Raw genomic sequence first — 19066 nt, 5'->3', positions numbered from 1 at the left:
TCGGGGCTATCGTGCCAGTCTCGCGACTCCGGCGCATCGCCGCAATGACCTTGACCCCACGATTGGCCCTGATGCTGACGCTGCCGCCGCTGCTATGGGCGGGCAACGCGGTCGTCGGGCGCTCGGTCGGAGCGCTGGTGCCGCCGCTGCTGCTCAACGCGACGCGCTGGACGCTGGCCTTCGTGCTGCTGGTGCTGATCGCGCGGCCGGCGCGCGCGCTGCTGCAAGACCTGACCCCGCTGCGCGCCCGTTGGGGCTACTTCGCGCTGACCGGCGTGCTGGGCATGGGCTGCTACAACGCGCTGCAGTACCAGGCGTTGCACAGCTCCACGGCATTGAACGTGACGCTGATCGCCGCGAGCCTGCCGGTCTGGATGCTGGCTGTCGGCGCCCTGCTCTACCGCGTGTGGCCGACGCGCCGACAGCTCGCCGGCGCGGTGCTCTCGCTGGCGGGCGTGGCGCTCGTGATCTCGCGCGGCCACCTGGAGCGCCTGACGCAGGTGCAGTTCGTCGTCGGCGACGTGCTGATGCTGCTGGCCGTGCTGAGCTGGGCCTTCTACAGCTGGCTGCTGGCGCGACCGCCCGCGCACATGCAGGGCGAGCGTCGGCCCGATTGGAACTGGTCCGCGCTGCTGATGGCGCAGATGCTGTTCGGACTGACCTTCGGCTGGGTCTCCGCGGGCGTGGAGCAGGCCGTCGGCGTGCCGTCGGTGCAATGGGGCTGGCCGCTGGTGGCGGCGCTGGTCTACGTCGCGATCGGGCCCTCGCTCATCGCCTACCGATGCTGGGGACTGGGCGTCGCCCAGGCGGGGCCGACGCTGGCCGCGTTTTTCGGCAACCTCACGCCGGTCTTCGCGGCGCTGATGTCGGCCGCGCTGCTGGGCGAATGGCCGGCGTGGTTCCACGGCGCGGCCTTCGCGCTGATCGCGGCAGGGATCCTGGTCTCCTCAGCCAAGCGCTGAACGCTCGGCGAGGGGCAACGCCGGTCTCGCGAAGCCGGCGCCGTCGATCAGAACGTGCCGGGGTACGACCCGCCGTCCAGCAGGATGTTCTGCCCGGTCAGGTAGCCCGCATGCGACGAGCACATCAGCGCGCAGATCGCGCCGAACTCCGCCGCGCTGCCGAAGCGTTGCGCCGGGATCGCGCCCATGCGCTTGGCGCGCACGTCGTCGACCGGCTGGCCGGACTTCTGCGCGCCGGCGGCCATGGTCTTCTGCAGGCGCTCGGTGTCGAAGGCGCCGGGCAGCAGGTTGTTGATCGTCACGTTGCGGCCGGCGATGCGCGACTGGCGTGCGATGCCGGCGACGAAACCGGTCAGCCCGGAACGCGCGCCGTTGGACAGGCCCAGCACGTCGATGGGCGCCTTCACCGCGCCCGACGTGATGTTGACGATGCGTCCGAAGCCGCGGCCGGCCATCTGGTCCACGGTCGCCTTGATCAGCGCGATCGGCGTCAGCATGTTGGCCTCCAGCGCGGCGAGCCACTGTTCGCGTTCCCAGTCGCGGAAATCGCCCGGCGGCGGGCCGCCGGCGTTGTTGATCAGGATGTCCACCTGCGGCGCGGCGGCCAGCGCGGCGGCGCGGCCGGCTTCGGTGGTGATGTCGCCGGCCACGGCCACGACCTGCACCGCCGGATTGATGCCGCGCAGCTTCGCGGCCTGCGCCTGCAGCGCCTCTTCACCACGCGCGGTGATCACCACGTTGACGCCTTCGGCCGCCAGCGCCTCGGCGCAGCCCGCGCCCAGGCCCTTCGAGGCCGCGCACACCAGGGCCCACTTGCCCGTCAGTCCCAAGTCCATGTCGATCTCCGTTCTCAATTGCAAGAGGGCTTGCGCACTGCCACGGCCGCTGGCCCTCACCCCTGCCCTCTCCCGCAAGCGGGAGAGGGAGCAAGAGGTGTCGGCGCGTCAGCGCCGCTGGCGCGCGAGCAGCCACACGCCGCCCAGCACCAGCACCGTGCCCGCGACGACCCAGCCGGTCAGCGGCTCGTCGAGGATCAGCACGCCCATCAGTATCGTGGACATGGGACCGACCATGCCCGTCTGCGCGGCGACACCCGCCCCCATGCGCTCGATCGCCATCATGACCATCAGCACCGGCGCGAAGGTGCAGGCCAGCGCATTCAGCGCCGACAGCCACCACACGGCCGGCGCGAGGTCGGCCAGCCCCGACACCGGCCGCAACAGCAGGAACTGCGCGATGCAGAAGCCGCAGGCGACCGAGGTCGCCAGCCCCGTGAGCCGCATGGCGCCGAGGCGCTTGACCCATTCGCCGCTGTAGACGAGGTAGAGCGCATAGGCCACCGCGCTGCCGAAGACGAGGGCGCCGCCCAGCCACACGTTGGCGCCGGCGACCTGCAGCTCGTGGCCGAAGACCAGCAGCACGCCGGCGTAGCTGACCGCCAGCGCGCCCGCCTGGCGCAGCGAAACGCGGCGTCCGAACATCGCCCACGAGAGCAGCAGCASGATGGTCGGGTTGAGATACAGGATGAGCCGCTCGAAGCTCGCGCTGACATAGGCCAGGCCGGCGAAGTCGAGGAAGCTCGCGAGGTAGTAGCCGCTGAAGCCCAGGCCGAGCACCGCGAGCTTCTCGCGTCCGGTGAGCGGCGGCTTGCCGCGGCCGGCCCACCAGGCCAGCAGCAGGAACAGCGGCAGTGCGAGCAGCATGCGCAGCATCAGCAGCGTGACGGCGTCGACGCCGTGGCGATAGGCGAGCTTGACGATGATGGCCTTGCCGGAGAACCCGATCGCGCCGCCGGCTTCCGCTCGGTCTTGGCGGGCGTGTCCCTTCCCCTGTCCCATGCTGCGTGAATAGTTGCGACCCTCACCGCCCATATGCGGCGGCCCCCTCAAGACCTGGCCCCATGAGGCCGAAGTCCGGAGGCGCCTGCCGCCTCGAAGCGGACGGTGGTAGTGGGGAAAAGGAAATGACAAGGGACCGCGCGCCGACGGGAGCGACAGGTTCCGGACCTGCGAGGGACCCTGCCGATGAGGTACACCGAGAGCATTGCCGCCAGCGCACAAGCGCTGCGCACCGCCTTGCCGCTGATGTCCAGACAGCGCGCCGCGCTGCATCCGGTCACGTATGCCGTCTGGTACGAGCACGTGACCGCGATGAACGGCGCGCTCAGCCGCGAGTTGATGGGCCTGACCCAGGACGGCGCGACGCTGGACGAGCCGCAGACCTGGGCGCTCTACCGCAAGCACATCGCCGAGCTGGACGAGCAGATGGCCGTCACGCTGGCGCAGGACGTCGGCGACGTGCTGCGCGGCGTGTCCGACTGCACCGACCAGGCGGGCCAGCAGGTGCAGCAGTACGCGCGGGCGCTGCAGGGCTGGGAGCGCTCGCTGCGCGCCGCGGCGCCGGGACAGCACGTCCAGGTGCTGGCGACCGCGCTGCAAGGCACGCAGGACATGGGCCACGCGGTCCACGGCCTGATGGCCAGGCTGGAAGCGAGCCGCCAGGAAGTCGCCTCGCTCCGGCAGGAGGTCCACCGCGCGCGCAGCGAGGCGCTGCTGGATCCGTTGACGGGATTGAGCAACCGTCGCGGCTTCGACCGCGCGCTGGCGGACTGCCTGCAGAGTCCCGACGCCGGATCGCCGACGGCGCCCTGCCTGCTGCTGGGCGACATCGACGACTTCCCCGCGCTGCGCGAGCGCCTCGGCGAAGCGCGCCTGAACGACACGCTGCAGCAGGTCGCCAACACGGTGCGCAGCATCGCCCAGAGCCACCACGTCGCCGCACGCATCGAGGACGACGAGTTCGCGCTGCTCATCCCCGGCGCCGGTCTTCACGAGGCCTACACCCTCGCCGAGCAGCTGCGCCACGGCGTCGGGCAACTGCACGTGGATGCCGAGCGGCGCCTCAGCCTGTCGGTGGGCGTCACGCAGCTCGGCCAGGGGGACAGCGCGCGGGACTTCATCGGCCGCGCCGACCAGGCGCTGCAGGCATCGCGCGCGCAGGGTCGCAACCGCGTGACCGTGCTGGCGGCGGATGAGCGTTTCGCCGCATGAGGCCGTCACCGTCGACCCGCATAATCCGTCGTCACAAGGGTTGAGAGGGATGGACGTGGCCCTGATGAAGACTTCTTTGCGCAGCGCCGTGATCCTGGCGCTGGTGGCGGGCCTGGCCCTGCCGACGGGCGGCGTGCTGCTGTACGAGCAGCAGTTGAGCCGCCGCGTCGTGATGGAGGACCTGCAGCGCGACCTGTCGCGCGTGTCGGAGGTGCTGGCGCTGTCGCTGGCCGAGCCGATCTGGCAGGTCTCGCCCGACCTGGCCGAGCCGATGGTGAAGGCGCAGGTCGACGATCCGCGCTTCGTCTCCGTGGTCGTCACCGAGAACGCCGCGCAGCAGGCCTTCGTCGAGTTCCACCGCGGCACGCCGGACGACGCGATGACGCTCAGCGAGACGCGTCCCGTGCTGCGCGACGGCCGCGAGATCGCCAAGCTCACCGTCGTCATGAGCGCCGAGCCGCTGATGGCGCGCAAGCGCGACGACCTCTGGAACGCGCTGTGGCGCAGCCTGCTGACGCTGACGGTGTCGCTGGCGCTGATCCTCGTCGTGATGCAGCGCCGCGTGCTGCGCCCGATGGCCCGCCTGTCCGAGGCGGCGGACGAACTCGCGTCGGGGCAGCTCGACAAGCCGCTGGCCTTGGTCGGCGAGGACGAGATCGCCCGCGTCGGCAAGGCGATGGAGCGGATGCGGCTCGCGCTACTGAAGGCCTTCGACGACCTGCGGGGTCATGCCAGCACGCTCGAGGACCAGGTGACGCAGCGCACCGCGCAGTTGACCGAATCCAATGCCGAGCTCACGCAGGCGCTGGCCAACCTCAAGACCGCGCAGCGCGAGCTGGTCGAGTCGGAGAAGCTGGCCTCGCTCGGCCGGCTGGTCGCCGGTGTCGCGCACGAGCTGAACACGCCGCTGGGCAACGCGCTCACGGTGGTGTCGGCGCTCGAGGACCGCTGGGGCAAGCTCGACCGCATGCTGACGGACAACACGCCGATGCGGCGCAGCCAGCTCGAGGAACTCGTCAAGGACACGCGGCGCGGCCAGGACATCCTGCATCGCAACGTGCAGAAGGCGGCGGACCTGGTGCGGGACTTCAAGCAGGTCGCCATCGACCAGACCAGCGACACGCGGCGCGACTTCGAGCTCGCGCAGGTGGTGGAGGACGTGCTCGTGATGGTCGAGCCGAGCTTCAAGCACACGCCCTTCCGCATCGTCACCGACCTTCAGCCGGCGCTGCGCATGAGCAGCTACCCCGGCGCACTGGGTCAGGTCTTGACCAACCTCTTGATGAACACGCTCGTCCACGCCTTCGAAGGCGAGACGGAGGGCGAGGTGCGGGTGAGCTGCCACCGGCTCGACGACGCGATGGTGGAGCTCTGCGTCGACGACAACGGTCTCGGGATGGACGCGTCGATCGTGCGTCGGATCTTCGATCCCTTCTTCACGACCAAGCTCGGCAAGGGCGGCTCGGGCCTGGGCATGCACATCGTGCACAACATCGTGACGAACGTGCTGGGCGGTCAGATCGAGGTGATCTCGCGCCCCGGCGAAGGCACGTGGATGATGATGCGCTTGCCGGTCGACGCGCCGCTGCGCGCGGCCAGCGAGGACCGGATCGGTTGACCGGTCCCCGGCTCCGCGACGCCTGCTGCGTCGCGGAAGATCCCGCTGGGGCCGCTGCTTACTGCGACGCGCCCGACGCGGCCACGGAGGCCGCTTCAGCCGGCAGCGCCGCGGAAGCCGCCGCCATCGCCGCCGAGGCCGCATCGCTCGCGGCCTGGTCCACGTGACCGCCGGTCACATCGTGCTTCTCGCCCGTGAGGTCGATGTTGCCGCCGCTCTTCATCAGCACGAACAGCGCGATGGCAGCGAAGACGATGAATCCAACGACGATTTTCCACATGATTCCGAGATCCTCTTGAGGTTGCCGGTCGCGACAGACTGACCGGGTCGGAAGCCATTGTGGGAAGCAAGCCTGACAGCAGGCTGGCTGATGCGCCTGGCTTTCCTTGTGCAGCGTGTTCAGGAAAGCGGAAGGCGTCGTGTAGAGGTGGAGGCGGACGCGAAGGCGGTGCTGGCGAGTTGCCAGAAGTCTGAGCGAAAGACCGATTCCCTGTCGAGCTGCAATCCAAGCGCCAGATCCAAAAGCTCTCGCTTCACGTCGACGGACAGCTGGATTTCCTCCTCAAGCAGGGAAAGCACAAACGACTCGCAGGCCATCTCAATCTCGGCAACCTCGAGAAAATGGCAGATGTTCGTCTGGCTCTCTTCAGAAAGTTGCGCAGCATAGCGGTCAAAAACTCGTCGGAATCGAGCGTCAACACGCTGGTATTCGGTCTCGTTCATCATCAAGGATCAGGTGGGCTTCGCGGCCCTTCCACCAACTCAAAGAACCAAGGTCTCGTCGTGCCACACATCCCGATACGAGTCGGTCAGGAGGAAACGCCACCCGGGTGCCAGGCCCAGATAGGGAAGGACGATGGGAGCCCATTCCTCCAGATGTCCTGCGTGAAGGGGCACGAAGAAATTCTCATCATCAGACCAATCTTCGCCGGCCCAGATGTACCACCCACACGTACCGCCTTCAATGGCGACACGCAATCCGTTGATCGGCACCATTCCGGTCCGGACATTCCTCGCTATACCCACCTTGAGGTTCATGTCACACAGGACATACGGCGCGCCGTAGTCTTCGCAGATCTTCTGCTGGGCGTCGACAAGGCGTTGTTGATTCGTCATTGGAATTTCAACATCTCGGCCAGCCATCGAAGTTCGGAGATGAGGTAGAGCACATCCTGCCGGGCGTGCGCCATGAATTCGACCAGTGTTCGCGATTCTCGACGAACAGGGTCAGACCTTGACTTCAGGGAAGACCCTTCATCGATCCGGTCCGCGCACCCGCTGTCGCGGCAGAGGGCAAAGGCGCGAACAGCGCCGCCCCCCGTCATGCGCTGCCGCTGATTTCAGCCGATCTGCTCGATCGCATAAGCGATCGCGCGCCACGTCGGATCGCTGCTGGTGGACAGCACCCGCTGGACCAGCGGCTGCCACTCGTGCTGGCCGCCCGCCAGCCGGTCGACCATCGCGAACACCAGCGTGGCCGCGTCGGCCTCGCCGGAATGCTGTTCCCTTGCCAGCTCGGCGCGGCCGACCGAGGCATCCCCGCCCAGCAGCGCGCCCACCGCCATCAGCACCTTGACCGCCCGCTCGTCGCCCAGTTCCAGTGCGAGCGCCGCGGCGATCGGCGCGGCCTCGTCGTGGCGGCCGATCCGGCACGCGAGCAGCAGACAGGCCGAGAGGATGCGCCGTCCGGTCCAGGACGCCTCCGGCGCGATGAACACGGAAGGGAACCCGCCCCCGCTGCCCGACATGGGATCGAACGGGGCGTTGCTGTCGAAGGAAGGCGGGGACTGCAGGTACATGGTGGGGTGCTCAGGATGGCCGCTCTGGACTAGCCTTGCATGCGGCCGAGGCGACGGCGGCGCGCATCGCGAAGCTTTCGCCCTCGACGCGAAGCAGCGGGGCCGGCGCCCGTCGGCCCGATGTCTTCCCCATGTCTTCGCGATTCCGGACGCCGCTTCGGATCTGGCCGACGGCGCGCTCACGAGTGCCCAAGATGGCCTTTTGTCGTCAGCAACCCCAGAAGGAGACCTGCCATGTCCGTGAGCTTCCAGACCCAACCGCTCGGAGGCCTGGGTGGCCTGGGCGGCCTCGATTCCCTCGGCCAGGCGGGAGGCCTCCAGGGCCTGTCGCAAGGGCCGGGCGGCGCCGCCGAGATCCAGGCCAAACTGACCGAGGTGATCCTCCAGATCCTCAACCTCCTGATCAACGAGATCATGAAGACGCTGCAACAGCAGCAGCAAGGCGCGCAAGGCGGTGGTGGAGGCGGAGGCGGCAGCCCGTCGGCGGCCGGTGGACCGTCCAGTGCCTCGGGCGCAGGCGCACCGCAGGGAGTCGGTGGTCCCCAAGGCGCACCGGGCGCCGGCGACCCGCAAGGTCCCTCCAACGCCTACCAGCCCAACAACGCTTATCAGGCACAGCAGCCGACCTATGCCCCGCCGGTGTCCAACGCCGCTGCGCCGTCGAACGTGGGTGACGTCTCCTCCACCAGCGGCGGCGGCAAGGCCCCCGCGGGCATGCCGGCGGAGCTGTGGAAGGACTGCCAGGAGGCCGGCAAGAAGACGGGCGTCGATCCCTACATCCTGGCCGCGCAGATGTCGCAGGAGAGTGAGTTCGGCGAAGGCCTGAAGAATGGCAAGAGTAAGAGCGTGGCCGACGGCCTGATGCAGGTCGAGCCCGGCACGCGTCAGGCGTACGCCGGCAAGTTCCAGGAAAAGATGGGACACGCCTACGACCACAACGATCCGAAGGACCAGGTCGCGATGGCCGGCGTGATCCTCGCGGACAAGGGCGGCGACGCCACCAACATGCTGCAGAAGTACAACGGCGGCGACAACTGGACCCCGGGAGCGACCGACTCCTACGGCCGCGAGATCAAGGCCACCGAGTACGCGTCCTCGGTACTGGCGAAGGCGCAGCAGATGAAGGCCGCCGGCTGAAGCTGAGACTGAAGCGCGGAAAGGAACAAGGGCGGCCTAGAGGCCGCCCTTGTCGTTGGCGGCATCAGCGCCGGAGCGCCGATGCCGTCGTGCTTGCGCTCTCGCTCAGTCGCGGGCGTAGATGTCCACGTCCTTGGTCTCGCGGACGAACAGCAGGCCGATCACCAGGGTGAGCGCGGCGATGCCGATCGGGTACCAGAGGCCGTGATAGATGTTGCCGTTCTGCGCCACCATCGCGAAGCTGATGGAGGGCAGCAGACCGCCGAACCAGCCGTTGCCGATGTGGTACGGGAGGCTCATCGAGGTGTAGCGGATCCGCGTCGGGAACAGCTCCACCAGCATCGCGGCGATCGGGCCGTAGACCATGGTCACGTACAGCACCAGCACCGCGAGGATCGCGATCACCAGCGGCGTGTTGACCTTGGCCGGGTCGGCCTTGGCCGGGTAGCCCGCCGCCTTCATCGCATCGCCCAGGTCCTTCTTGAACGCGGCGATCTTCTTCGCGCTGTCCTCGTCGAACTTGTGGCCGCCGGCGGTCAGCGTGGCGCTCGGCGCCTCGATGACCTTGTCGCCGATCTTCAGCGTGCCGCTGCCGGCCGCGCCGGGCAGGGTCTCGTAGTTCGCCGCGGCTTGCGCCAGGGCGCGCTTGGCGATGTCGCAAGGCGTCACGAAGTCCACGTCACGCGCGATCGGGCTGCCCTGGAACGAGCACTGCGCCGGATCCGTCGTCAGCGTGATCTGCGCGGTCGCCTGGGCCTTCGCCAGATCCGGGTTGGCCGCGTTGGTCAGCGCCTTGAACAGCGGGAAGTAGGTCAGGATCGCCAGCAGCAGGCCCGCCATGATGATCGGCTTGCGGCCGATCTTGTCGGACAGCGTGCCGAACACGACGAAGAACGGCGTGCCGATCAGCAGCGCGACGGCCACCATGATGTTGGCCGCGGCCGGATCGACCTTGACCACGCTCTGCAGGAAGAACAGCGCGTAGAACTGGCCCGTGTACCAGACCACGCCCTGGCCGGCCACCAGGCCGAACAGCGCCAGCAGCACGACCTTCAGGTTCTTCCACTGGCCGAAGGATTCGGACAGCGGCGCCTTGGAGGTCTTGCCTTCGGACTTCATCTTCTGGAAGGCGGGCGACTCGTTCATCGACAGCCGGATCCACACGCTGATGGCCAGCAGCAGGATGGACACGATGAACGGGATGCGCCAGCCCCACTGCGCGAAGGTCGCCTCGCCGAGCGCCGTGCGGGTGCCCAGGATGACGATCAGCGACAGGAACAGGCCCAGCGTCGCCGTGGTCTGGATCCACGAGGTGTACGCACCGCGCTTGCCGTGCGGAGCGTGCTCGGCGACGTAGGTCGCGGCGCCGCCGTATTCACCGCCCAGTGCCAGGCCTTGCAGCAGGCGCAGGCCGACCAGGATCACCGCCGCGGCGGGACCGATGGTGTCGTAGGTGGGCAGCACGCCGACGATGAACGTCGACAGGCCCATGATCAGGATGGTCACCAGGAAGGTGTACTTGCGGCCGATCATGTCGCCCAGACGGCCGAACACCAGCGCGCCGAACGGACGCACGATGAAGCCCGCCGCGAACGCCATCAGCGACGCGATGAACTGGGCTGTCGGATCCAGTCCGGTGAAGAACTGCTTGCCGATGATCGCGGCGAGCGAGCCGTACAGGTAGAAGTCGTACCACTCGAACACCGTGCCCAGCGAAGAGGCGAAGATGACCTTCTTCTCTTCGGCCGTCATCGGCGCATTGGTGGTCACTGCGCTTGCAGTTGCCATGGGATTGTCTCCTCGGGATTTCCCAGAGCCATCGACCGATGGCCCTTGGGGCGCGACTATCCGAGCGCGCTCTGACCCGTTTCTGACGACTTGCTTGCCTCTGGCTGACAAACCCGGGTGCAACCCTCGCTTCGGATTTCTCGATGCGGAATTTCGGTCCCTGTGCGCCGCAGCAGAGGGTATGTCCCTACGGCGACATTCGAGGGGAAAACGACGCCGCGCACCTCTCGGCAACCGCTCGGCGACCTCTCGCGCTCAGCCGCGCCGCACGCCGACCGGCAAGGTCCGCGCGGCCTCCCACGCGGGACCGTCGAACCATGCGTCGCCATCGAGGTAGCCGGTCAGCATGTCGATCGCATCGAGGCCCCAGAACAGCTTGTCGTCGACGGCCATCGTCGGCACGCCGAAGACGCCGCGCGCGACGGCGGCGTCGGTGGCCTCGCGCAGCGCGGCCTTGACCTCGGCCGAGGCGGGGTCGTGCGTCGGCGCGAGGTCCGCCGTCAGCTCGACGAGCCGCTGCGGGTCCGCCGCATCCAGGCCGCCGCGCCAGACGTGGTGGAAGACGCGCTCGACCGCGTAGCGACCCGGCGTCTGCCCCGTCGGCGCGGTGGCCCACAGCAAGCGCAGCAGGGGCAGCGGATTGAACGGGTGCGCCGCCGGCAGGTCCAGCGGCACGCCGAGCCGGTGGCCGAGCCACGACACCTGGCGGTAGGTCCAGTCGCGCTTGCCGGGGATCTCCGCGGGGCCCTTGTTGTCGAGCGACTTCAGCATCGCGCCGAAGAGGATGGGCACGTACCGGACCGCGACGCTGCGACCGGCGAGCGCCTCGGGCAAGCGCTCGAAGGCGAGCGCCGCGTAGGGCGAGATCGGGTCGAAGTAGAAATCGATCGTGACCATCGTCGCTCCGTTCAGGCCTTGGGTAGCGGCTCGGTGGCGAGCGCGCCGTGCGCGATCAGCAGCGCGCGTCGTTCGGGCAACAGGTTGAGCAGACGGATCCGCGACTCGTCGTCGGACTTGCTCCAGCCTGCGATCTCCGGGATGGTGCGCGCGCAGCCGCGGCACAGCGCGGTGGGCTCGTGCATCTTGCAGATGTTGATGCAAGGCGAGGCGACGCGGCCTTCCGGCGTGCGTGCGACGTTGTCGGCGGTGACAGGGGTCAAGGTCGAAGCGCTCACGACTGGGCCACCTCGATCACCGGCGCGCCGGTCAGCGCGACCAGTTGCTGCGGCGACATCAGGAACACCCCGTTCGGATGACCGGCCGCGGCCCAGATCGCGTCGAAGCGGAACAGCTCCTGATCGATGAACAGCCTCGGAAGCGCGCCCTGCTCCGCCGGCTGGAAGCCCAGCGGCGACACGCCGCCGATCGAGAAGCCGGTGCTGGCCTTCACGTAGTCGGCATCGGCGCGGCCGAGCTTGCCGGTGTGGGCTTCGAGCTTGCGCTCGTCGACGCGCTTGTCGCCGGAGGCGATCACCAGCACGGCGGCGCCGTCGGACTTGCGCTTGAACACGACGCTCTTGGCGATCTGCCCCAGCGCGACGCCGAGGGCGTCGGCCGCCTCCTGCGAACTGCGGGCCGAGACCTCGAGCCAGCGCGGCTCGTGTTCGTGGGACAGCGCGCGCAGCGCAGCGCTCACACGGAGGAAACCGTCGGGACGGGCGCTGTCGGGCGCTGCGGAAATCTCAGGGGAAGTCTCGGGGGAAGTCGTGTCGCTCATGCCGCGCATTGTGCCAAGACCCCTGATGCGCGATGGGCGCATCGTCGCAAGACCGCAGCCCGCGCACGGCGCGGCGGCGCGAAGGTATGGTGCGAAGGTCGCCGTCCCGACGGGGACGTCCCGCATCACCGGAGATCAAGTCGTGGAACTGCGCCAGCTGAGGTACCTGATCGGCGTCGCCGACGCCGGCAGCCTGCTGAAGGCGTCCAAGCTGCTGCACCTCGCGCAGCCCGCGCTCGGCCAGCACATCGTCGCGTTGGAGGAGGAACTCGGTGCGACGCTGTTCGTCCGTTCCAGCCGCGGCATGGCGCTGACCGACAACGGCCGCCGTTTCGTCGAGCATGCGCGCAAGGTGCTGGCGGAACTCGAGGCCGCCAAGGCCTCGGTCCAGACCGAAGGACAGCAGCTCACCGGCGACGTGATCCTCGGCCTGCCCACGACGGTCGCGCTGGCGGCGACGGTGCCGCTGCTGCGGCTCGTGCGCACGCGGCTGCCGCTCGTTCGGCTGCGCATCGTCGAGAGCCACAGCGGCTTCCTGCGCGAATGGCTGCAGGCGGGGCGGCTGGAACTCAGCATCCTCTTCGAGGACCGCCAGGAGCCGTGGTTGTCGCAGCGGCAGTTGCTGACGGAACAACTGGTCCTGGTCGGTGCGGCAGGTGCTGCGGGTGCCGCCGGCGCCGGGATGCCGTCGATTCCGCCGATGCCGCGCGAGGTCTCGCTGCGCGAGCTGAGCCGCCTGCCGATGATCCTGCCCAACACCGAACACGGCCTGCGCCGCATCATCGATGCGGCCTGCCGGGCGAACGGTGTGGTGCTCGACGTGGTGGCCGAGATCGACTCGCTGCCCGCGGTGAAGACCGCCGTTGCCGCGGGCCTCGCGTACACGATCCTCTCGCCGGGTTCAGTCAGCGAGGAACTGCGTCAGGGTCAGCTGCGCCAGGCCGTGATCCGCGATCCCGAGATCCGGCGGACCATCTGCAGCTGCTTCGCGCTGACGCGCTCGCCGGGACCCGCGGCGCGCGCCGTGAGCGACCTCGTCGACGAGGTCATCCGCGAGCTGGTGCTGACCGGGCAGTGGCCGGCGACGCTGTCGGTTTGAAAGGCTCCGCTCATCGGCCCGCGCTCGCGGGCTTCGATCTGGCATTGCGCAGGAAGAAGCCCAGCACGAGCAGCAGCACCACGCCCTGCGCGGTCAGGCCGATCACGGACGGATAGATGCCCAGCACCTCCAGGCGCGGCGAGGACAAGGCGCTCGGGGCGATCCAGCCCGCTTCCTGGAGCGCGGCCACGCCCTTGCCCGTCAGGACGACCGCCAGGATGGCCACCAGCCACGAGCTGATGGAGAAGAACTTCCCGATCGGTAGCCGGGCGCTGTAGCGCAGCAGGAGCACCGTGATGACCACGAGGCAAAGCACGCCCACGCCCAGGCCCGCCAGGATCGCGCCGTCATTGCCCTGGCCCCACAGCGCCGCGTAGAACAGGATGGTCTCGAACACCTCGCGGTAGACCGCCACGAAGGCCAGGCCGAACATGAAGAAGGCCGATCGGCGGTCCAGCGCCGCGGACATGCGCTCGCGCAGGTAGGCCTGCCATTGGCCGGCCACGCTCTTCTGATGCATCCAGACGCCGACGCTCAGAAGAACGACGGCGGCGAAGAGGCTGGACAGCCCTTCCGTCACTTCGCGGTTGGCGCCGCTGATCGCGACCGCGTAGGTCGCGATGGCCCAGGTGACGCCGCCCGCGGCCAGTGCGCCTATCCAGCCGGCATGCACGTACGGCAGCACGTCCGGACGCTCGGCCTGCCGCAGGAACGCGATCATCGCGACGACGACCAGCAGCGCCTCGATGCCCTCGCGCAGGAGGATCGTCAGGCTGCCGAAGAACGCCGCGGTCGCATCGGCGCCGGAGGCTGCCAGCACATGGTCGGCGTCATTGAACAGCCCGTCGATGCGGGCGGCGGCCGCTTCGACTTCCTGCACCGGGGCCTTGGCGGCGATCAGCGAACGGTACTGGCCCATGGCCACTTCGATCTGGTCCTTCAACGCGCCTTCACGCGCTGCGAGCGCCTGTTCGTAGGGTTCGACGCCGTCGAGATAAGAGGACAACGCGAGCTCGGCGGCCTCCTTGGGATTGCCCGCCTTGAACGCGGCCGCGCTCTGATGCAGACGCTCGCGCGCCAGCGTGAGGCGGTTCGTTCGGGGCGCGGCAAGCGCCTCGGGATGCGCATGGAGGTAGGCCATCGTCGCGGCGGCCTGGTCGTCGCCGAGGGAGCCGGCGAGTTCGGCTTCGGTGAGGCGGACGAAGTGATCCATCCCGGTCACCTCGCCGCGCACCTTCTCCGATTCCTTCCAGAGCTGCTGCCCCTGCTCGCGCTGCCTGTCGTCATGCGCGAAGGTGCCCAGGTACATCGCCACCGCCCACCGCTCCTCCTCGGAGAGTTGGCCGAACGCCGGCATCGCCGTTCCCGCGATCCCCTGGCTGGCCGCCTGGTACAGCGCGAACACGCTGCGCTGGCGCGCCCGCTCGTGGTTGGTGAAAGCGATCGGCCGGGGATCGAGCTGCCTGGCCAACGGACCGTCTCCGTTGCCCGATGCGCCATGGCATGAAGCGCAGTTCGCCGCGTAGACCGAGGCGCCCCGCTTCAGGTCGGGCAGCGCGGTCGGTGCGAGCGGGACCGGATAGACCGCGATCAGGTGATTGGCCAGGGCCTTGGCCAAGCCACCGACCTTCGCGACATCGGACTTGGCGGCGATCTCCGACTGGAGGGCTTCGCTTTCGCGCAGCAGCGCCGCGCGTTCGGGCTTGTCCTCCAACGCGGCGATCTTGTCGTGCGCGGTCTGCGCGAACTCCCGCATCTCGTCGTACTCGGACTGCGCGACGATCTTGCCGTCCTGCACCGCGCCCGCGTAGTCGACCGCGAGGTAGTCGAGGATCTGCCACACGCGCCGCACGTCGGCCTCCGCGGCCCTCGCCGTGCCGCCGAAGGCCAGGCCGAGCAGGATCAGACCCGCGGTGAGGATCTTGCGCACGATCCGGAGGGCGGTCTGCGGATCGACGTGAGTGAGACTCATTGTTGTTCCCGAGCGAAAAAGTGGCCCGCCGTGCGGGCCCGAGGAATGCGTCAAGCGGGGGGCTCGAGAGCCGCCCCGCCATCAGGAGCACGAGTATGGCCGTCTGAGGCGCTGGAAGGTTTCAGCAAGCTTGCAAGGCTGGGCGATCGTGCGGGTCTTCGTCGGGATCTTCGTGAGGCGAGTGAGGCGAGTGAGGCGAGTGAGGCGACGCCGCTAGTCCGGAACCGGCTAGCGCCTAGCCGACATCCGTATTTCCCAGCGGCGGCACGCGTCCGTAGGCTGCTTCCATGAAAGGAAGCGCCTCCATGAGTTCTGAGCCCCCCCTCCCCGACGAGCGCCAGCCGCTGTCGGATGTCCTCGTGATCGACCTGTCGCGGCTGGTGTCGGGCAACGTGCTGACGCATGTGCTCGCGGACCTCGGCGCGGCCGTCGTGAAGGTCGAGTCGCCCGGACGCGGCGACGATCTGCGCGCCTGGCAGCGCCAGGGCGTGAGCACCTACTGGATGGAGTACAGCCGCAACAAGGACAGCGTCGCGCTGGACCTGCGCTCGGAAGACGGCATGGCCTCGCTGCGCTCGCTGATCGCGCGCGCGGACATCCTGGTCGAGAACTTCCGGCCCGGCACGCTGGAGAAGATGGGGCTGGGGGTCGACGCCTTGCAGCGGCTCAACCCGAGGCTGATCGTGGTCCGCATCTCCGGCTGGGGCCAGACCGGCCCCTTCGCGAAGAAGGGCGGCTTCGGCTCGCTGATCGAGGCGATGAGCGGCTTCGCCGCCATGAACGGCCATGCGGACCGGCCGCCGGTGCTGCCGCCCTTCTCGCTCGCCGATTCGGTGGCGGGCTTGCATGGCTCGACGGCGGCGCTCGCCGCGCTGCTGCGCCAGCGCGCGAATCCGTCGCCGACGGTGCAGGAGATCGACCTGTCGCTCTTCGAGCCGCTGTTCTCGATGCTCGGCCCGCAGGCCTCGGAGTTCCAGCTCACCGGCCAGGCCACGCAACGCTCCGGCAGCCGCTCGCCCACGCATGCGCCGCGCAACGTCTATGCGACGAAGGACGGGCGCTGGGTCGCGTTGTCCGCAGGGATGGCGGGCACGCTGCAGCGGCTCTTCGCGGGCATCGGACATCCCGACGCGCTGAAGGACGAGCGCTTCGCGACGCATGAGGCCCGCCTGGCCAACATCGATGCGCTCGACGACCTGATCCAGGGACATCTGTCGACGCTCACACTCGCTGAAGCGCTGGCGTTCTTCGAAGCGCGGGACATCACTGCGGGCGAAGTCTGCAACATCGAGGACCTGCTCAAGCACCCCTACATCCTGGAGCGCGAGCTGCTGCTGGAGACGCCCACGCCGGACGGCCGCACGGTGTCCGTGCATGCCGTGCCTTTCAAGATCAACGGCGCGAGGCCGCCCGTGCGCCGGCCCGCGCCCGCGCTCGGCCAGGACAACGACAAGTGGCTGAAGGATCAATGATGAGCGACACCACGCCCAACGATCCGCGCTCACCTCACGTTCATCGCGTTCATGGCGCCCATCGCGCTCATCGCCCCTATCGCTCCTACCTCTTCGTCCCGGCCGACAACGAACGCCTGCTGCAGAGCGCGTTGAACAAGACGCCCGATGTCGTGATCCTGGATCTGGAGGACGGCGTTCATCCAAGCAGAAAGGTGGCCGCGCGCGCGGGCGTGGCCGCCGCGATCACGCGCGTGGAGGCGGCCGGCAAGGCCGCTGCGGTGCGCATCAACGGCGCGTTGAACACCGCCATCGACGACCTGCGCGCCGCTGTCTCGCCGGGCCTGCGCCTGCTGGTGCTGCCGAAGGTCGAGCACGCTCGCGATGTCCAGCTGCTGGCCGGCGTCGTCGACGAACTCGAACGCGCGGCCGGTCTGCCATCGGGCGAAGTCCGCTTCCTGCTGCAGATCGAGTCCGCCGCGGCGCTGCCGCGGCTCCACGACATCGCGGCGGCCTCGCCGCGCGTGCAGTCGATGATGCTCGGCAGCGAGGACTTCTCGCTCGACGTCGGCGGCCTGCCGACGCCGCAGGCCCTGCTCGCACCGAGCCTGATGGTGCTGTACGCGGCCCGCGCGGCCGGCGTGCTGCCGGTGGGCTTCGTCGGCTCCATCGCCAATCTCGGCAGCATCGAGGCATTCGAAGCCCTGCTGCAGGAGGCACGCACGCTCGGCTTCCGCGGCGCGGTGGTCGTGCATCCGAAGTTCGTCGACGCGATCAACGCCTGCTACACGCCGACGGCGGCGCAGATCACGCAGGCGCGGGCGATCGTCGCCGCCTTCGACATCGCCGATCGCGACGGCCTCGGCGCGACCAAGCTCGGCGACCTGATGATCGACAAGCCGGTGGTCCTGCGCGCGAAGGCCCTGCTCATCGAGGCCGGACTCGATCCCCTACAACAACAGGAGACAACGTCATGCTGACGAAGCGAGAGTTCTGCGCCTTCACGGTGCTCAGCGCGGTCCTGCCCGCGGCACGCGCGCAGGCCTATCCCGGCAAGCCGGTGACCATCGTCGTGCCGCAGGCACCGGGCGGCACGAACGACGCGGTGGGCCGCATCCTTGCGCAGAAGCTCACCGAGAAATACGGGCAGGTGTTCAACATCGACAACCGCGCCGGCGCGGGCGGCAACATCGGCACCGAGCTCGCCTCGCGCGCGCCCAAGGACGGCTACACGCTGCTGCTGACGATCAGCAGCACGCAGGCCATCAATCCGGCGCTGTACCGGCGCACCGGCTTCGACCCGGTGAAGGACTTCGATCCCATCGCGCCGATCGGCGTCGTGCCCAACGTGCTGGTCGTCCATCCCAGTTTCCCGGCCAAGGACCTCAAGGGCTTCATCGCGGCGGCGAAGGCGAAGAGCCCGTCCTACCAGTACGCGTCGGCCGGCAACGGCTCGCTCAACCACCTGCTGGGCGAGATGCTCAACCGCTCCGCCGGACTGCAGCTGGAGCACGTGCCGTACAAGGGCGTCGGACCAGCCTTGACCGACATGCTCGGCGGCCAGGTGAGCGTCGGTTTCGCCAGCCTGCCGTCCTGCCTCGAATTCGTGCGCGCCGGCAAGCTGGTGGCCCTCGGCGTGAGCTCGCCCAAGCGGTCTTCGGCGCTGCCCGACGTTCCGGCGATCGGCGAGGTCGTCCCCGGATTCGCGGGCGAGCTCTGGGTCGGACTCTTCGCGCTCCACGGGACGCCGGACGCGATCACGCGGCAACTGGCCGAGGATGTGACCTCGGTGATGAGCGCGCCGGATGCGCTCGCCAAGCTCAAGGCGCTGGGCGTGGAGCCGCTCAGCGGCGGGCCCACTGCGTTGGCGGCCATGCTGAAGCAGGACATCGCGCGGTGGGAGCCGATCGTGAAGGCGTCGGGCGCACGCGTGGATTAGGGCGAGCGCTCTCCTTCCACGCGCGACCTTGCGTTATGGTCCGCGCCCATGACCGACGTGAAGAGCCCCTTCGAGCCCGAGTTCACCACCGCCCTGTGCGAGATCTTCGAGCGCCTGATCACCTTCAACCAGGTGCTCGGCGTGAAGGTCGACGAGCTGCAGCACGAGATCGTGCGGGCGCACCTCCCCATGCGGCCGGACCTGATCGGGCATTACGCCCACAACCGGCTGCACGGCGGCGTGATCAGCGCGACGCTCGATTCCATGGGCGGTCTGGCGGTGATGGCGGCGATCGGCGCGCGGCATCTCGACGAACCGCCGCAGCAGCGGCTGCAGCGCTTCGCCAAGCTCGGCACGATCGACCTGCGCGTGGATTACCTGCGTCCGGCCATCGGCGCGCTGTTCCGCTGCGAGGCGGAAGTGATGCGGCTGGGCAGCCGCGTCGCCAACACGCGCATGGCGTTCACCGATGAACAGGGCCGGCTGCTGGCCACCGGGGCGGCGGCGTACATCGTGTCGTGAAGAAGACAGGTC

Annotated in this window: 20 protein-coding genes; 9 read left to right on the top strand and 11 right to left on the bottom strand. The window is 68.8% G+C overall.

All coding sequences use genetic code 11. The annotated features are described in order from the left end of the window. Positions 1-44: 44 nt before the first annotated feature. Positions 45-962 (top strand): DMT family transporter, encoded by a 918-nt coding sequence (locus ABE85_RS03055; RefSeq protein ID WP_067269940.1) that lies wholly within the window; start codon positions 45-47, stop codon positions 960-962. Between the two features lie 47 nt (positions 963-1009). Here the strand turns inward: ABE85_RS03055 and ABE85_RS03050 are convergent, their stop codons facing one another. Together ABE85_RS03050 and ABE85_RS03045 are read right to left on the bottom strand one after the other, a co-directional pair. Then, on the bottom strand, positions 1010-1798 hold the full coding sequence (locus ABE85_RS03050) for an SDR family NAD(P)-dependent oxidoreductase (protein WP_067269939.1): 789 nt from the start codon (positions 1796-1798) through the stop codon (positions 1010-1012). Positions 1799-1906: 108 nt separating this feature from the next. Further along, the gene (locus ABE85_RS03045; protein ID WP_067281735.1) at positions 1907-2800 is read right to left on the bottom strand and encodes a DMT family transporter; all 894 of its coding nucleotides are present in this window, start codon (positions 2798-2800) and stop codon (positions 1907-1909) included. Between the two features lie 186 nt (positions 2801-2986). Here ABE85_RS03045 and ABE85_RS03040 point away from each other — a divergent pair, with 186 nt between their 5' ends. Together ABE85_RS03040 and ABE85_RS03035 are read left to right on the top strand one after the other, a co-directional pair. Continuing rightward, positions 2987-4012, top strand: a complete 1026-nt coding sequence (locus ABE85_RS03040) for a GGDEF domain-containing protein (protein WP_067269938.1) — start codon at positions 2987-2989, stop codon at positions 4010-4012. Positions 4013-4076: 64 nt separating this feature from the next. Further along, entirely contained in the window at positions 4077-5630 is a 1554-nt protein-coding gene (locus ABE85_RS03035; protein WP_197507185.1) for an ATP-binding protein, read from the top strand. Between the two features lie 58 nt (positions 5631-5688). On the opposite strand, the gene ABE85_RS03030 is transcribed toward ABE85_RS03035, so the two are convergent. The 4 genes from ABE85_RS03030 to ABE85_RS03010 form a co-directional block, all read right to left on the bottom strand. Further along, positions 5689-5910: a hypothetical protein gene (locus ABE85_RS03030; RefSeq protein ID WP_067269934.1), complete on the bottom strand. Its 222-nt coding sequence runs from the start codon at positions 5908-5910 to the stop codon at positions 5689-5691. A 119-nt stretch (positions 5911-6029) separates the two neighbouring features. Then, positions 6030-6356 carry a hypothetical protein gene (locus ABE85_RS03025; protein WP_067269932.1) on the bottom strand — a complete coding sequence of 109 codons (327 nt, stop codon included), beginning with the start codon at positions 6354-6356 and terminating at the stop codon, positions 6030-6032. 36 nt (positions 6357-6392) lie between these two features. Then, entirely contained in the window at positions 6393-6746 is a 354-nt protein-coding gene (locus ABE85_RS03020; RefSeq protein ID WP_067269929.1) for a hypothetical protein, read from the bottom strand. Between the two features lie 224 nt (positions 6747-6970). Continuing rightward, positions 6971-7429: a hypothetical protein gene (locus ABE85_RS03010; protein WP_067269925.1), complete on the bottom strand. Its 459-nt coding sequence runs from the start codon at positions 7427-7429 to the stop codon at positions 6971-6973. Positions 7430-7663: 234 nt separating this feature from the next. Between ABE85_RS03010 and ABE85_RS03005 the strand changes: the two genes are divergently transcribed. Next, a complete protein-coding gene (locus ABE85_RS03005) occupies positions 7664-8566 on the top strand; it encodes a transglycosylase SLT domain-containing protein (protein WP_067269923.1) in 903 nt (300 codons plus the stop codon). A gap of 105 nt (positions 8567-8671) precedes the next feature. On the opposite strand, the gene ABE85_RS03000 is transcribed toward ABE85_RS03005, so the two are convergent. From ABE85_RS03000 to ABE85_RS02985, 4 genes are all read right to left on the bottom strand, one after another. Beyond that, positions 8672-10354: an MFS transporter gene (locus ABE85_RS03000; RefSeq protein ID WP_067269921.1), complete on the bottom strand. Its 1683-nt coding sequence runs from the start codon at positions 10352-10354 to the stop codon at positions 8672-8674. Between the two features lie 255 nt (positions 10355-10609). Beyond that, positions 10610-11251, bottom strand: a complete 642-nt coding sequence (locus ABE85_RS02995) for a 2-hydroxychromene-2-carboxylate isomerase (protein ID WP_067269919.1) — start codon at positions 11249-11251, stop codon at positions 10610-10612. Between the two features lie 11 nt (positions 11252-11262). Continuing rightward, a complete protein-coding gene (locus ABE85_RS27315; protein WP_231993215.1) occupies positions 11263-11529 on the bottom strand; it encodes a DUF1289 domain-containing protein in 267 nt (88 codons plus the stop codon). Then, on the bottom strand, positions 11526-12071 hold the full coding sequence (locus ABE85_RS02985) for a YbaK/EbsC family protein (protein ID WP_067281728.1): 546 nt from the start codon (positions 12069-12071) through the stop codon (positions 11526-11528). Before ABE85_RS02985 ends, ABE85_RS27315 begins: the two co-directional genes overlap by 4 nt. 142 nt (positions 12072-12213) lie before the next feature. Here ABE85_RS02985 and ABE85_RS02980 point away from each other — a divergent pair, with 142 nt between their 5' ends. Then, positions 12214-13170 (top strand): LysR substrate-binding domain-containing protein, encoded by a 957-nt coding sequence (locus ABE85_RS02980; protein WP_067269917.1) that lies wholly within the window; start codon positions 12214-12216, stop codon positions 13168-13170. 10 nt (positions 13171-13180) lie between these two features. Here the strand turns inward: ABE85_RS02980 and ABE85_RS02975 are convergent, their stop codons facing one another. Continuing rightward, the gene (locus tag ABE85_RS02975; protein ID WP_067269915.1) at positions 13181-15142 is read right to left on the bottom strand and encodes an FTR1 family protein; all 1962 of its coding nucleotides are present in this window, start codon (positions 15140-15142) and stop codon (positions 13181-13183) included. A 305-nt stretch (positions 15143-15447) separates the two neighbouring features. Between ABE85_RS02975 and ABE85_RS02970 the strand changes: the two genes are divergently transcribed. The 4 genes from ABE85_RS02970 to ABE85_RS02955 are packed head-to-tail and all read left to right on the top strand — an operon-like array spanning position 15448 to position 19054. Next, the gene (locus ABE85_RS02970; RefSeq protein ID WP_067269913.1) at positions 15448-16614 is read left to right on the top strand and encodes a CaiB/BaiF CoA-transferase family protein; all 1167 of its coding nucleotides are present in this window, start codon (positions 15448-15450) and stop codon (positions 16612-16614) included. Continuing rightward, the gene (locus tag ABE85_RS02965; RefSeq protein ID WP_231993214.1) at positions 16611-17573 is read left to right on the top strand and encodes a CoA ester lyase; all 963 of its coding nucleotides are present in this window, start codon (positions 16611-16613) and stop codon (positions 17571-17573) included. Before ABE85_RS02970 ends, ABE85_RS02965 begins: the two co-directional genes overlap by 4 nt. Further along, positions 17567-18532: a tripartite tricarboxylate transporter substrate binding protein gene (locus ABE85_RS02960; protein WP_067269911.1), complete on the top strand. Its 966-nt coding sequence runs from the start codon at positions 17567-17569 to the stop codon at positions 18530-18532. The genes ABE85_RS02965 and ABE85_RS02960 overlap by 7 nt, the downstream gene beginning before the upstream one ends. 48 nt (positions 18533-18580) lie before the next feature. Then, on the top strand, positions 18581-19054 hold the full coding sequence (locus tag ABE85_RS02955) for a thioesterase family protein (RefSeq protein ID WP_067269909.1): 474 nt from the start codon (positions 18581-18583) through the stop codon (positions 19052-19054). Positions 19055-19066 lie beyond the last annotated feature (12 nt).

The sequence above is a fragment of the Mitsuaria sp. 7 genome, from assembly GCF_001653795.1.
Lineage (GTDB): Bacteria > Pseudomonadota > Gammaproteobacteria > Burkholderiales > Burkholderiaceae_C > Roseateles.
Note: the sequence above shows the minus strand (reverse complement) of the source record. Positions and strands in the feature narration are given on the sequence as shown.

Bases quoted from the DNA above. Each gene is read 5' to 3' on its own strand.
- ABE85_RS03000 (WP_067269921.1), bottom strand. From the start codon at position 10,354: ATGGCAACTGCAAGCGCAGTGACCACCAATGCGCCGATGACGGCCGAA.
- ABE85_RS03020 (WP_067269929.1), bottom strand. From the start codon at position 6,746: ATGACGAATCAACAACGCCTTGTCGACGCCCAGCAGAAGATCTGCGAA.
- ABE85_RS03030 (WP_067269934.1), bottom strand. From the start codon at position 5,910: ATGTGGAAAATCGTCGTTGGATTCATCGTCTTCGCTGCCATCGCGCTG.
- ABE85_RS03040 (WP_067269938.1), top strand. From the start codon at position 2,987: ATGAGGTACACCGAGAGCATTGCCGCCAGCGCACAAGCGCTGCGCACC.
- ABE85_RS03010 (WP_067269925.1), bottom strand. From the start codon at position 7,429: ATGTACCTGCAGTCCCCGCCTTCCTTCGACAGCAACGCCCCGTTCGAT.
- ABE85_RS02975 (WP_067269915.1), bottom strand. From the start codon at position 15,142: ATGAGTCTCACTCACGTCGATCCGCAGACCGCCCTCCGGATCGTGCGC.
- ABE85_RS02970 (WP_067269913.1), top strand. From the start codon at position 15,448: ATGAGTTCTGAGCCCCCCCTCCCCGACGAGCGCCAGCCGCTGTCGGAT.
- ABE85_RS03055 (WP_067269940.1), top strand. From the start codon at position 45: ATGACCTTGACCCCACGATTGGCCCTGATGCTGACGCTGCCGCCGCTG.
- ABE85_RS02955 (WP_067269909.1), top strand. From the start codon at position 18,581: ATGACCGACGTGAAGAGCCCCTTCGAGCCCGAGTTCACCACCGCCCTG.
- ABE85_RS03050 (WP_067269939.1), bottom strand. From the start codon at position 1,798: ATGGACTTGGGACTGACGGGCAAGTGGGCCCTGGTGTGCGCGGCCTCG.
- ABE85_RS02995 (WP_067269919.1), bottom strand. From the start codon at position 11,251: ATGGTCACGATCGATTTCTACTTCGACCCGATCTCGCCCTACGCGGCG.
- ABE85_RS03025 (WP_067269932.1), bottom strand. From the start codon at position 6,356: ATGATGAACGAGACCGAATACCAGCGTGTTGACGCTCGATTCCGACGA.
- ABE85_RS03005 (WP_067269923.1), top strand. From the start codon at position 7,664: ATGTCCGTGAGCTTCCAGACCCAACCGCTCGGAGGCCTGGGTGGCCTG.
- ABE85_RS02960 (WP_067269911.1), top strand. From the start codon at position 17,567: ATGCTGACGAAGCGAGAGTTCTGCGCCTTCACGGTGCTCAGCGCGGTC.
- ABE85_RS03035 (WP_197507185.1), top strand. From the start codon at position 4,077: ATGAAGACTTCTTTGCGCAGCGCCGTGATCCTGGCGCTGGTGGCGGGC.
- ABE85_RS02965 (WP_231993214.1), top strand. From the start codon at position 16,611: ATGATGAGCGACACCACGCCCAACGATCCGCGCTCACCTCACGTTCAT.
- ABE85_RS02985 (WP_067281728.1), bottom strand. From the start codon at position 12,071: ATGAGCGACACGACTTCCCCCGAGACTTCCCCTGAGATTTCCGCAGCG.